The 13,272-nt window shown below is 39.6% G+C and carries 9 protein-coding genes; 8 read left to right on the forward strand and 1 reads right to left on the reverse strand.

Annotated elements, in window-relative coordinates; genetic code table 11:
• Nucleotides 1–111: 111 nt before the first annotated feature.
• Together GMD1S_RS01700 and GMD1S_RS01705 are read left to right on the forward strand one after the other, a co-directional pair.
• On the forward strand, nt 112–1,029 hold the full coding sequence (locus tag GMD1S_RS01700; RefSeq protein WP_000747439.1) for a metal ABC transporter substrate-binding protein: 918 nt from the start codon (nt 112–114) through the stop codon (nt 1,027–1,029).
• Between the two features lie 13 nt (nt 1,030–1,042).
• A complete protein-coding gene (locus GMD1S_RS01705; RefSeq protein WP_000731455.1) occupies nt 1,043–4,090 on the forward strand; it encodes a pneumococcal-type histidine triad protein in 3,048 nt (1,015 codons plus the stop codon).
• Nucleotides 4,091–4,126: 36 nt separating this feature from the next.
• Here GMD1S_RS01705 and pepT read toward each other — a convergent pair whose 3' ends face one another.
• The gene (pepT, locus tag GMD1S_RS01710) at nt 4,127–5,350 is read right to left on the reverse strand and encodes a peptidase T (protein WP_000222030.1); all 1,224 of its coding nucleotides are present in this window, start codon (nt 5,348–5,350) and stop codon (nt 4,127–4,129) included.
• A gap of 358 nt (nt 5,351–5,708) precedes the next feature.
• Between pepT and pitA the strand changes: the two genes are divergently transcribed.
• The 6 genes from pitA (at nt 5,709) to hemH (ending at nt 13,254) form a co-directional block, all read left to right on the forward strand.
• Entirely contained in the window at nt 5,709–8,300 is a 2,592-nt protein-coding gene (gene pitA / locus GMD1S_RS01715) for a PI-2 pilus tip adhesin PitA (protein ID WP_001026089.1), read from the forward strand.
• On the forward strand, nt 8,300–8,851 hold the full coding sequence (gene sipA / locus GMD1S_RS01720) for a PI-2 pilus system signal peptidase SipA (protein ID WP_000924791.1): 552 nt from the start codon (nt 8,300–8,302) through the stop codon (nt 8,849–8,851). The genes pitA and sipA overlap by 1 nt, the downstream gene beginning before the upstream one ends.
• Nucleotides 8,851–10,116 (forward strand): DUF7601 domain-containing protein, encoded by a 1,266-nt coding sequence (locus GMD1S_RS01725; RefSeq protein WP_025172940.1) that lies wholly within the window; start codon nt 8,851–8,853, stop codon nt 10,114–10,116. The genes sipA and GMD1S_RS01725 overlap by 1 nt, the downstream gene beginning before the upstream one ends.
• Nucleotides 10,117–10,132: 16 nt before the next feature.
• Entirely contained in the window at nt 10,133–11,134 is a 1,002-nt protein-coding gene (srtB, locus tag GMD1S_RS01730; protein WP_000695087.1) for a class B sortase, read from the forward strand.
• Nucleotides 11,135–11,209: 75 nt separating this feature from the next.
• Nucleotides 11,210–12,082 carry a class B sortase gene (gene srtB / locus GMD1S_RS01735; protein ID WP_000858433.1) on the forward strand — a complete coding sequence of 291 codons (873 nt, stop codon included), beginning with the start codon at nt 11,210–11,212 and terminating at the stop codon, nt 12,080–12,082.
• A gap of 77 nt (nt 12,083–12,159) precedes the next feature.
• The gene (gene hemH / locus GMD1S_RS01740) at nt 12,160–13,254 is read left to right on the forward strand and encodes a ferrochelatase (RefSeq protein WP_000709214.1); all 1,095 of its coding nucleotides are present in this window, start codon (nt 12,160–12,162) and stop codon (nt 13,252–13,254) included.
• Nucleotides 13,255–13,272 lie beyond the last annotated feature (18 nt).

Genomic DNA, 13,272 nt, shown 5'->3' on the forward strand with positions numbered 1-13,272 from the left:
TAGTTCTCATTTTTTTCATGAAAATGTGAAAAATATCTTGACATATAGTGTAAATAAAGATAAACTATTTACTAGTTAATTAAATGGTTAAATACTAGTTAAGGAGTAATGATGAAAAAAAGAACAATTCTACTATTAATGGCAAGTCTGTTGATTCTTGTCTTAGGAGCATGTAGCCAAAAAGAAAAACAAGAATCAAAAGGGATGAAGATTGTCACAAGTTTTTACCCAATCTATGCCATGGTCAAAGAGGTATCAGGTGACTTGAATGATGTACGGATGATTCAGTCAAGTAGTGGGATTCACTCCTTTGAACCATCAGCAAATGACATTGCTGCCATTTATGATGCGGATGTCTTTGTCTATCACTCTCATACGCTCGAATCTTGGGCTGGAAGTCTAGATCCTAACTTGAAAAATTCAAAAGTTAAGGTTTTAGAAGCTTCTGAAGGGATGACGTTGGAGCGTGTACCGGGTTTGGAAGATGTAGAAGCTGGTGACGGGATTGATGAAAAAACGCTCTATGACCCTCACACTTGGTTAGATCCTGAAAAAGCAGGCGAAGAGGCGCAGATTATTGCGGATAAACTTTCGGAGATTGACAGTGCTAATAAGGAGACGTATCAAAAGAATGCTAAAAACTTTATCGCTAAAGCCCAAGAATTGACTAAGAAGTACCAGCCTATTTTTGAAAAAGCGAGTCAAAAGACCTTTGTTACACAACACACAGCCTTTTCTTATCTCGCTAAACGCTTTGGTTTGAAACAACTTGGTATAGCAGGGATTTCACCTGAACAAGAGCCAAGTCCGAGACAACTAACAGAAATTCAAGAATTCGTTAAGACTTATAAGGTTAAAACCATCTTTACTGAGAGCAATGCTTCTTCTAAAGTCGCTGAGACTTTGGTCAAATCAACAGGAGTTAGCCTAAAGACCCTCAATCCTTTAGAAGCAGATCCTGAAAATGACAAAACTTACTTAGAAAATCTAGAAGAAAACATGAATGTTCTTGCAGAAGAATTAAAATGAGGAGATGATGAAAATGAAGAAGAAATACCTTGCAGCAGGATCGGCTCTTGTCCTTTCCCTAAGCCTTTGCATCTATGCATTGAACCAACACCAGGTAGAAGGAAACAAAGATAAAAATCGTGTGTCTTATGTCGATGGGAAGCAAGACTCTCAAAAAACAGAGACCCAGACACCAGACCAAGTTAGCAAAAAAGAAGACATTCAGGCTGAACAAATTGTCGTGAAAATCACAGACCAAGGTTATGTGACTTCACATGGTGATCATTTCCATTATTACAATGGTAAAGTTCCTTTTGACGCGATTTTCAGCGAAGAACTGTTGATGAAAGATGCCAATTATCAACTGAAAGATGCTGATATTGTCAATGAAATCAAAGGTGGCTACATTATCAAGGTTGATGGTAAGTATTATGTCTACCTTAAAGATGCGGCTCATGCTGATAATATTCGTACGAAGGACGAAATTGAACGCCAAAAACAAGGTCATACTCACGATGCACCAACTTCTAACAGTGCAGTGACACTTGCGCGATCACAAGGCCGTTATACTACCGACGATGGCTACATCTTTAATCCATCTGATATTATAGAGGATACTGGTGATGCTTATATCGTTCCTCATGGTGGACATTACCACTACATTCCAAAGAGTTCCTTGTCTGCTAGCGAATTAGCTGCTGCTCAAGCTTACCTTTCTGGAACTAGAAAACAACCGACTGTGACGGACTATCGTCCTAGTCCAAACGCAACTGGTCAAACTACCAACCCAAGTCAACAGGCTGAAACACCAAGTAATCAAGCTGAGAGTCTTCAAAGTCTATTGCAGCAACTCTATGCTCTTCCAAGTAGTCAACGTTATGCTGAATCAGATGGCTTGATTTTTGACCCTGCTAAGATTTCGAGCAGAACACCAAGTGGCGTAGCGATTCCACACGGAAATCACTATCATTTCATCCCATATACAAAACTTTCTGCCTTGGAAGAAAAGATTGCACGTATGATTCCTTTATCTAGCGACAGTGGGAAGCCAACACCTTTGGAAAATCCAAGCAAACCAGCAGAACATCCAGCTCAACCAGATCATCATCATGACCAAGACGGTGACCATGGAAGTCAGGATACCAACCATGAAGACCATGACCATGATGGAGAGGAGCATGACCACCACCACGGTGAAGAACATGATCATGGTTTTGCAGCTGACCGTGTTATTAGTGAAGATGAGCAAGGTTTTGTAGTTTCTCATGGAGATCACGCTCATTATTTCTTTAAGAAGGACTTGACTGCAGCCCAAATCAAAGCTGCCCAAGATCACTTGAAAGAAAATCATCAGTCTCAGCACGTTCAACCACTTGCAAAGACTGTGGAAAGTTTCTCAAGAGATGCTAGCGATGAAGAAAAAATCAAGTATATCTCACAGACCTACGGGGTTCCGCTCGAAGCGATTCGTATTTCAAACGGCTTCTTTGTCTTTGGAAATCCGGATCAAGCCTATGATCCAACCCATATCCATCCTTATGCTGTTCGAAAAGAACATGTTCGTATTCCTCTCCAAACTGGAAATCCAGAACTGGATTTCCTAAATGAACTTTATACGACTGCCCTACGTGATGGGGTGTCTCCTTATAGTTTGCAAGTAGAGAATGGTAGCTTTGTGATTCCTCACGGTGATCACAATCACTACATTAAGGTTCAGACAAATGGCTATGAAGTAGCTTTGAAAAATAAGATTCCGGCCCTACAATCGACCTATCAACCTGGAGCATTTGATGAACAAACAGTTCTATCTAAGGTGGATCAACTTTTAGCAGATAGCAGAAGTCTCTACAAAGACCAGCCAATCATGCAGAGACGTGTTGAACTTGCTTTGGGGCAATTCACCGAGAATATGAAAAAACTGGCAACAAACTCAACTGCTGGATATCTAGCAGCCTTGGATCTCTTTGATAAACAGTATATCCATGTGGATCAAAGTGTGGCACCGGTTGAAATTTCACCTTTAGATAAGAAGTACCAAGCCCTAGTAGATAAGATCAATACACTGGATACAGATGCTTATGGTTTGCCTAAGAAGGATCTCTTGCTACATTTGCAGGATGCGAAGTTAGCACAAGATGATACAGAGTTGGATGCGATGGAAGCGAAACTTCAAGCCTTGCAAGATTTCCGCGATCGGACAGGAGTCACAACAGTAGAGTACATCAAGTACTTCTACGAACATGTATCTGATGGCCGACTCAGAGAAGAACTACGTAACCGTGTTGCCAAGTTGACATGGGAACTTTACCAGTCACAATCTTTCCTCAAAGCAACCGACTTGAACAAGCTATTCCCAACTATTTACCAAACTAAGCTAGAAGTAGAAGAAGCTCTCAAAGAAGAACCCGTTTCTACAAAAGTTGGTAAGACTATTCTAGATACGGAAAAAGTAGATAGTCAAACTGCTAAGACAGCCATCTATGAATTCCTAAAAGAACTCTACGGTGATTTTATGCCAGAAGAGCGGGTTAGCCATGTTAAGAAGGAAGAAGTGGATGCTCTCCTAACTAAAGCTGCTCAACTCCTAGCACGTGTCAAAGAAGACGGTGTCAAACAATCCCTAGCTGAAGAAGCAGCCAATATCAAAGCAGCCACAGAAAAAGAAAATGCAGACTTTGACGAAGCTAAAACACAACTTGAGGATCTTTTAAATCGCATTGCAGCGACTATCAAACGAGAAGAAAAAGAAGCAGAACAAGATCCACAAACGGTGATTATCTACCAAAAACTCTATAATATCTTGCTCTCTCTTCACAAGTACTTAGAGGATAACAAAGGATCCGATACTGACTTTGAACGTGTTGATGGCCTATTTGATCAACTTGCAGCCAAAAGCAGTGATAAAGAAGGCCTCCTCACTCTAGCTAAAGAAATCATTAGCTTGAACCAGGAACTCCGTTCAAAAGCAAGTAAAACTGATAGCCAATCTAAGTCTGAGAAAGACAGTGAAACAGCTGCTTCTAAACCAACAGAAAAGCAAGCGCAAAGTGAGTCTGAGACAAGTGCTCAACCAAATGAATAAAAAGAAAGGCGAAGTAGCTGAGCTACCTCGTCTTTTTTAGTCTTTATAAGATACAATGCCAATGATGGTATCCACCGCACGCTCCATAGTTTGAAGGCTGACGTATTCAAAACGTCCATGCATGTTTTCACCACCAGCAAAGATATTTGGAGTTGGAATTCCCATAAAGGAAATCTTAGAGCCATCTGTTCCGCCACGGATTGGTTCGATAATTGGCGTGATACCTAAATCTTCCATAACAGCTTTAGCAATGGTAACGGGTGTCATGTCTTTCTCAATGACTTCCTTCATATTGTAGTACTGGTCAGTGAGAGTGAGTATAACGCGATCATTCCCAAGCTCTTGATTCATCTTATCAGCAATAGACTGCATAGCTGCTTTACGAGCTTCAAAGGAATCCTTTTCAAAATCTCGAATGATGTAGCTTGCACGCGCCTCCTCAACACTACCTGACACATCCATAAGATGATAGAAACCTTGGTAACCATCTGTCAGTTCAGGTCGGTCATTCTCAGGAAGTTGATTATGAAAATCAATCGCTAGCTGAAGGGCATTGACCATTTGACCCTTTGCAGTACCAGGATGAACATTGCGCCCTTGGAAATGAAGCTCAGCAGCAGCTGCTGAGAAAGTCTCGTATTGAAGTTCACCTAGCGGACCACCATCAATAGTATAGGCAAAGTCAACGTCAAAGTCATCTGCATCAAATTTATTGGCACCAACGCCAATTTCTTCATCAGGGCCAAAACCAATACGAATTTCACAATGCTTGATTTCGGGATGAGCAGCCAGATATTCAATAGCAGTCATAATCTCAGCAATCCCTGACTTGTCATCAGCACCCAGCAAGGTCGTGCCATCAGTTGTGATGAGGGTTTGGCCTAGATATTTTTCAAGACTCTTAAAATCAACAGGATCGAGTTTAAATCCAGAATCACCCAAGTCGATAACTCCACCATCGTAATTTTCGATGACTTGTGGATTAACTCCCTCAGCATTAAAATCAGCAGTATCCATGTGGGAGATGAAGCCAATCTTGCGTGTAAGGCTGGGATCATTAGCTGGTAAGGTACCAATAGCAAAACCATTTGGAAGGTAGTAGACGTTTTGCAGACCGACACGTTTCATTTCAGGAATAAGAACATTGGTCGCAAAATCTACCTGACTTTGCGTACTTGGAGTAGTAGTAGAGTGTTCATCAGAACGCGTATTGACCTTAACGTAGGTCAAGAAACGATCTAAAAGGTTCGGATAAGTCATAAAAACTCCTTTAACAATCATAAAATAGAATGCAAACTTCGGAAAAAACCTTACTCAGAAAATTTCATGAATTTTGAAAAAATATAATAATTCAAATTCAATAGACTTTTAAATGAAATTTTGGATATTCTAGAATAAAATATATGCATTGATATTTTATGAGATTTTTTTATTCTTTTTTCATTTTACCATAGAATAGTTTGAAAGACAAAGAAGAATCATACTCTTTTATTAATTAACATAATATAAAATTAATCATATTAATTGACACTGCGTGAACTTTATTGTACAATTATCTTGTAAATGTCCTAGATTGATATAGTAACAATATTAGTACATTCTAGTTAAGGAGAATAAAATGAACATTCGCTTCGATTTTAAGAAAGTTCAAATTATTGCGCGCCGTTTAGTTACACTGTTAGCTATTCTCTTTTTGTGTGCTCCGATAAGCCTGTTAAATGCTGATTCTACTATAGAACCTCAGACAACCCTTCACAAGACAATTACTCCGATATCGGGACAGGATGACAAGTATGAGTTGTCATTGGATATCACGTCCAAACTGGGAACGGAAACCCAAACGGATCCCTTGGATGTTGTTTTAGTAGCAGACCTCTCAGGAAGTATGCAGAATCAGGATGTCCAATCTTTTGATGGACGGACGATCAGTCGGATTGACGCATTGAAAAATACTCTAAAAGGAACAAATGGTCGTAAGGGCTTAATTGATACCATTCTATCCAATTCTAATAACCGTTTATCTATGGTAGGATTTGGTGGGAAAATTGACAATAAAAAGAATGATCAGTATTGGGATGGAAATAAATGGAGACTTTTTAGACCATACTGGCCCTATGAACGGATGACAAAATACTATGATGGCGTTTCACCATGGGATGATGCTAACACGATTTTAGGATGGAGTAACAATGCTCGTGCTGCTAAAACAGCGGTATACAACATGAGTATTGCAGGAGGTAATTCCATTGGTACTGAGTCAGGTATTGGTACCGGGACCAATATTGGGGCTGGATTAACCTTGGCCAACCAGTTAATGGGAAGTGCAAGATCTAATGCTAAGAAAGTCGTTATTTTGCTTTCAGATGGCTTTGCGAATATGGTCTACGATGCCAATGGTTACACTATATATAACTACAATAACGAAGATCCTAATATCGAAACAGCTCCCCAGTGGTTTTGGGATAGATTAAATAATAATCTAAATAGTCTATCATATAGCTTGGCTCCAACACTTGATGGTTTCTATTCGATTAAATTTCGTTATTCAAACAATGTCGACAGTATTACCAGTCTGCAATATTATATGAGGCAACATAATGCCTCCATTCCAAATGAAATATTCTCTGCAAATGATGAAGACCAGTTACAAGACAGTTTCAAAGATATTACTGATAAGATTCTGCCACTGGGAATCCACCACGTGACCATCAAGGATGTTCTTTCTAAGTATGTCCAGCTATTACCAAACGGATCGTCAGAGTTTCGTGTCGTTAAAGAGAAAGATGGTAGCAGTGAAACATTAAGCAACGAGCAAGTAACTTTTGAAACCAAGACAAGTTCAGAAGGTTTAGTGGAGGTTACAGCTAATTTTTCTCCTAATTATTCCTTGGAAGATGGCGCTAGATATGTACTAAAATTTAAAGTTACATCTAGTCAAGATGCTTTGGATGCCATTGCTGGTGATAAAAAACTAGAGGCTGGTGATGCTGAAGGTTCTGATGTCAATAAACTCTACTCCAATAAAGGTGCCAGTGTCACCTATTCCTATGGAATAGGCACCTCTCAAACCAAGACCAAAGAATACTCTGACAACCCAACCTTTAAGCCTTCAGATCCATTAACGGTACCAGTGGAAGTTGAATGGCAAGGTGTGACGGGTGCGAGAACTGTTATTACAGCTGATCAACCGAGTAATGTTGAACTGAAACTGGTTCAAAAGAACAAGAACGGAGGTCCTGATAATCAAGACTATCGAAAGACTAATGTAAATGTTAGAACAAATATCTTTAATGAAACGAGGAACTTTGAAAAAGTTGCCAAAGGATATCAATACGATTTAATTGCACCGGACGTCCCAGCCTTTACCAAAGAAATAAAAAATGTTGGTACAGAAACTAAACCATCCTTCAAGGTAATCTATAAACAATTGCCAAGTCTGACGATTAAGAAAGTGTTGGAAGCTGAAAGTAACTTGAACAAAGAGTTTAGGATTAAGGTAAAACTAACCTCTCCTAATTCTACGCCATTGAATGGAACTTTTGGCGAGATAACTGTTGTGAATGGAGAAGCGGAGATCCGTGTCGAAAAACGAAAACGTTGGAAAGGTATTCTAAGCTATCTTCCTCGAGGAACCCATTACAAGGTTGAAGAAGAAGCGGCATCAACGAATGGTTACCACGTTACATATGAGAATCAAGAGGGCGATCTGAATAAAGACGAGACCACCATTGTCACAAATCACAAGCTTCCAAGTTTATCAGTCACAAAAAAAGTTACAGGTGTATTTGCCAATCTATTAAAATCCTTCAAGATTACCATTAACATCAGGGATGCTCAGAACAGTCCATTGAATGGAACCTATAATGCAACGGTGAATAATAAAAGAATTCCTTTGCAATTTACGAACGGTCGAGCGTCTATAGATCTAAACAAAGATCAAACCATAAAAATTGATGGACTTCCACTCAATAGTCACTACACTATTGAAGAGGAATCAAACTCTTCTCGTGGATATCAGGTATCTTATGAGAATCAAGAAGGCAAACTGGATGGGGATAAGTCCGCGACAGTCACGAATAATAAGAATAGTGTACCTGAAACCGGAGTTGACTTCCTCAGCAGTACACTCGTGTTAGGAATAATCCTTCCTCTAGGAGGTATCTTCTTTACAATCCTACTCGGCTATCTAGTGGTATATAGGAGAAAATAATGCTACTTAAAAAGAAACATAAGAAAACAGTAACACAAGTCAGTCGGGATAAGTCTCCGCCGAGTGTATGGGGAGATATCCTCTACTTAGTCAGTAAGCTTCTGATGGTTGGGTTTGTACTGGCCACCCTTTACTTTTTTGTCTTTGGACTATTGAGATACAATGACGATGGCATGAAGCCAGCCTTAAAAGATGGCGACTTGGTTGTCTACTATAGGTTGGATAAACGTTATTCGATTGGTGACCTGCTCGTCTATAGTTATAAGGGCAAGGAAAGAGTGGCGCGTGTCATAGCAACCGAAGGAAGTACGATCGATATAAACGAAAATGGTCTCATCATCAACGGTTCTCCTCAACAAGAGCAGGATATCTACAAAGAAACGCTGCTCTATAAGGAAGGGGCTACCTTCCCAATGAAAGTCCCAGCAGGACAACTCTTTGTCCTCGGGGACAATCGAACAACGGCTGTAGATAGTCGTGCTTTTGGAACCATTCCTATACAGGATACCCATGGCAAGGTGGTAACAGTCTTAAGGCGACGGGGCTTTTGATGATAATTTATGTAAAAAGAAATTTAAAAATAAAAGGAATAATCATGAAAAAAACATTTTTGAAAAAATTAGTTACTGCAAGCATTGCAGCTGTAACCGCCTTGTCGGTCTTTAGAGGAGTGCCAACATTTGCGGATGATAATGATGTGGCAACTGCCAAAGCAACTGGTGAAACAAGCGCAAAAGTTTCTATTAATAAGGTGTTGAATATTGCGGAAGGAATTACAACACCTGAAGCAACCTTTACTTTTACTTTCACCCCTAAAACTGGTACATCATCAAATGGTGCACCTTATGAAACGATTGATTCTTCTAATGGTCAAATTACAGATAAAAATGTATCATATTCTGGAACAGACGTTTTAGCAACTGGACAAACTAGCATAAAGAAAGAAACCGGCGATATTTTTAGAGAAGTGAACTATACACATGCTGGTGAATATGTCTATACTGTTGCTGAAAAACAAAATGTTGGTTGGAAAGTTATTCAAAAAAATGGTTCACCTATTGATTTTATGACATATGATAATCGCAACTATGAAATGCACGTTATTGTTAAGAACAAAACTACAGGAGGAACATATATTTCTTCTGTGTATTTTAAACAAGTATCCCCAAGTGTGAATGGTAAAGTAAAACCATCTGAAAGTGGAACTACTTACAAATATGATCTTTTCACTAACATCTATCGTAAAAATGCTGGTAAAATTACAGATCCAAATGAACCAAACCCTAATAAACCAAATGTTTCAAAAGTTGACCCAAATGCTAAATCTTTAGTAATTAAAAAAGTTGTATCAGGTGCTACTGCAGATAAATCAAAAGATTTTACTTTCAAGCTTACTTTCACAAAAGCATCTACAGAAACTTCACAATCAATCACTGGTAAAATCGGTGAAACCTCAAAAACATTTGTCTATGGTCAAGAAACGACTATAACACTACGTCACGATCAATCTTTGGTGTTTGACACAATTCCTGCTGGTACTCGTTATAAATTGGTTGAAACTGGATCTCAAGGTTACACAGCTTCAGCTGCATATAAGGAGAACGGAGCATCAAAAAATCAAGCTGGTACAGTTTCTACAAATTTCACTCAAGATAGTATCCTTATTGGTGAAAAACCAAACGATAACACTATCACAAATAGCTTACCAGACGTTACCCCTACTGGTCTCTTGATTGATAACCTTCCTTTCATCTTGATGATTGGTCTTGGTTTGGCTGGATTTGTTGTTTTGTCTAAAAAACGCAGACAAGCTTAAGCAAGTGGTTTGACCGATGAAAATCAAGCGTGAGAAACCAAAAAGGAGTTTGTCTAGGCGTCTGGTCCTTGCTGTAGATGCATTGATGAATCATATCCTGCTCCTCTTGGCAGCCTTAGTCTTTCTCTTTGGTTTCTACGCCCTTTGGGATGCCAATCAGGTTTATTCTCAGGCTTCATCAAGTGAGTATGAGGCTTATAGACCTGTTAGTACCAGTGAGAAGGATGAGCTTGCTAGTTTTTCTGGCTTTCACAAGCTACAGCAAGTCAATCCAGAGGTTCTCGGCTGGATCAATGTCTATGGCACCAATATCGACTACCCCTTAGTCCAAGCCAAAGACAATGAAAAGTACCTGAACAAAGATTCCAAGGGAGAATTTGCAGCTACAGGAGCTATTTTCCTTGAGGCTCGAAATGAATCCAAGTTCGAAGACTTTAATACCATCATCTACGGACACCATGTAGAAAATGGGGTTATGTTTGGAGATGTAGCAAAGTTTTCTGATAAGGAATTTTTTGATCAGCATCGCTACGGTAGTATTTACTATAATGGCGTAGAAAAAGGTCTTGAGATCTTTGAGATGCTTGAGGTGGACGCCTATGACTTTAACATCTACGATCCAGGTATTAATGGAGATGATCGGCGCCAAGAATATATCGATCACTTACTCTCGGTTGCCATCCACAAGCGGGATATTACACTGGGGCCAAATGACCATATCATCCTTCTCAGTACCTGTTTCCTAGACGTAACAAATGGGAGACATATCGTAGTTGCCAAGATTACGGATACAGTTCCAAAGAACACCTTCCATACGAAAAAATCAAAACCATTTCCTTACAGTGTCTTTGATGATTCGTCGCTCGGACGATTTCTCTCATCGATTCCTTTGTGGATATGGTACATCATCTTATTTATCTTGCTCTTGCTATTGATCTTCTTGCTCATCATCCTCTATTTGATCTTGCGTCGTAGAAGAGAAGCAAAGGAAGAAGGAGCAGATACCATTACTGACTAAACTACCAATAAAAGAGAAAGGGACAGCCTCTCTTGCTCTTTTATTTTCAAGGCTAGAAAGGAGAAAGAAGGAAATATGAAAACAAGTACAAGTCACAAAACCATAAAGGTCATTCTATCCCTCTTTCTAGCTTTTTTCTGTCTTTATGCAGCTGATAGAGTTCTTGCGAGTGACTACGATCATTATAATCCCATTGAAAAGGATGCCAGCAGTACGGGCTTTGAAACCTTGCAGCACCTGAACAAGGAAGTCTGTGGTTGGATTAGCCTCGATGGGACCAAGGTAGACTATCCCCTCTTGCAGAGTCAGGACAATGTCAAATACCTTGATCGCAATGCTTTTGGCGATTATACTGTGTCAGGCTCTATATTCCTAGACTATCGTTTTAACCCCAACTTTACCGACTTTAACACCATCATTTATGGTCACTCCATGGCTTCTGGAGCTATGTTTGGGGAGATTCAAAAATTTGCGGATCAAGATTTTTTTGAAAAGCATCGCTATGGTTCTATCTACTACAATGGTCGTGAACGTGGTCTGGAGATATTTGGGATTTTAGAAGTGGATGCCTATGACACGGAGATTTACCGGACTTTGAGTTCCAACGATGAGGAACACCAGGCTTACTATCAATATCTGCTAAGTAAATCCAAGTACAAGCGAGATGTTTCCTTGACCTCAACGGACAAGATTGTTTTGTTAAGCACCTGTTTCCTTAACATTACCAACGGACGGCATATCCTCTTAGCTAAAATAACGGATGCACCACTAAAAGCATCCCAGGATAAAAGTGGGGAAGCAGTAGGAACACGCTATTTTGACCAAGGGCTACCAACGCATTGGATTTATATCCTTGCCTTTCTTCTCTTGATTATTGTTATTTTACTCCTTGTCGTTATCATCCTAATCATAAGACGAGATAGAAAGACAAAAGAACAAAAGAAATAGTAGACGTCGGAAGCGTTTACTATTTTTTTCTTTCATGATAGAATAGATAGTGAAAATAATATCATAAGGATGATAACATGAAAAAAGCAATATTGATGATGACCTTTGGATCTCCAGAGGAGATTAGTTTTGAAGGAGTAGCAGAATTCTTTACAAACATTCGTCGTGGAGTTAGACCCCAAGACCACGAGATCCAGACTCTCTATGACAACTACGTCCTTATCGGTGGGACACCTTTGCAGCGGATTACACGTGATGAGGTCAATTTAGTCAAGGAACGATTAGGGGAGGAGTATGGTATCTACTTTGCCAACAAATTTTCTCGTCCCTTTATTCCAGACGTGATCAGGCAGATGGAAGCTGATGGTGTTGAAGAATGTATCTGCTTGATTTTGGAACCTCATTATTCTTTTTACTCAGTCATGGGGTATGAAAAGTTTCTGGAAAGCCAGCAGATCCGATTTTTAGTAATTAAGGACTGGTATCAACAACAGCCTTTGCTGGACTTCTGGACAGATGAGATTAGCAAAATTTTACGGAACCATGTGGGAGAAGAATCTTTCAAGGTAATCTTTTCGGCACACAGTGTTCCCATTTTTGCCTTGGATTATGGAGATCCTTATATCGACCAGATTTTCGATAATAGCAAGCTCATTGCTGAACAACTCGGCCTAACAGCCGACCAGTATACCAATACTTGGCAGAGCGAAAGTGATATTGGAATCCCTTGGATCAAGCCAGATGTCTTAGAATATTTACGAGAACAAAAGCAACATCCAGAGCATTATATTTTTGTCCCGATTAGTTTTATCAGTGAGCACATTGAAGTCTTGTTCGATAATGATGTGGAATGTTATGAGTTGTGTCAAGAATTAGATGTCACCTACCATCGCCCACCTATGCCCAATACGGATAGCCGTTTAATTGACGCTTTAGTTGCTACTGTAAGAGCCAATGAAGACAAAGAATTTAAAGCTTTTCTCCCAGAAGAAGAAACCTTTGATGAGTTAGCGCCTTCAGCAACTACCAAGGACATTATGGAGGAGACAGACGACCTTCAGATGCCAGAATTTGTCAAAAAGCTCATTGAGAAAAAAGGCCGTGAAAATGTGAAGATGCCTTACTTAATTAAGAAAATGCTCGAAAAAGCTGGGAAGTTACCAAAAGAGTAAAGAAAAAAGGATTTAGCT

The organism is Streptococcus sp. GMD1S, assembly GCF_000296875.1.
GTDB lineage: Bacteria > Bacillota > Bacilli > Lactobacillales > Streptococcaceae > Streptococcus.